2 protein-coding genes are annotated in these 647 nt (G+C 74.3%); one reads left to right on the top strand and one right to left on the bottom strand.

The window, feature by feature from the left end:
- Positions 1–81, bottom strand: an 81-nt coding sequence (locus L6Q96_23360) for a nitroreductase family protein (GenBank protein ID MCK6557486.1), incomplete at its 3' end; no start/stop codon positions are given.
- Between the two features lie 166 nt (positions 82–247).
- Between L6Q96_23360 and L6Q96_23355 the strand changes: the two genes are divergently transcribed.
- Positions 248–647, top strand: a 400-nt coding sequence (locus L6Q96_23355; GenBank protein ID MCK6557485.1) for an alcohol dehydrogenase catalytic domain-containing protein, incomplete at its 3' end; no start/stop codon positions are given.

Genomic DNA, 647 nt, shown 5'->3' with positions numbered 1-647 from the left:
GAAGAGCCAGGGCTGCCGGTTGCCGCCGCTCGGCGCGAAGGTGCCGGCCTCGCAGACCTTGCGGATCAGCGCCGGCGGCACCGGATCGGGGCGCAGCCGGCGGATCGCGCGGGTCGTGCGGATGCCCTCGAGGAGCGGCACCTCCTCGCCGATCGCCGCCACGTCGATCCCGTCCGGGTGGGACACGCGCCGAGGATACCCCGCCCGGGCCCGGCGCTAGCATCGGGGATCGCCGAGGAGGGCGGACGTGCGCGCGATCGTGGTGGACCGCTGGATGGAGCCGGCCGAGCTCACGGTGTCCGAGCTGCCCGAACCCGTCGTGGGCCCCGGCCAGCTCGGCGTCGAGGTGCGCGCCGCGGGCTGCAACTTCTTCGACATCCTGCTCGTACAGGGCCGCTACCAGGTGAAGCCGCCCTTTCCCTTCGTCCCGGGCGGCGAGGTGGCGGGCGTCGTGCGCGAGGTGGGAGCAGGAGTCAGCGGCTTCGCCCCCGGCGACCGCGTGCTCGCCGCGGTGCCGATCGGAGGCTATGCCGAGCGCATCGCGATGCCCGCGGCCTTTGCGCACCGCATGCCCGAGGGCATGTCCTTCGCGGAGGGCGCGGCGTTCCCGATCGTGTACCCGACCTCCTACGCCGGCCTCGTGCTCC

The organism is Candidatus Binatia bacterium, assembly GCA_023150935.1.
Classification (GTDB): domain Bacteria; phylum Desulfobacterota; class Binatia; order HRBIN30; family HRBIN30; genus JAKLJW01.
The sequence above is the reverse complement of the archived record's forward strand: the minus strand, read 5'-3'. Positions and strand labels throughout refer to the sequence as shown.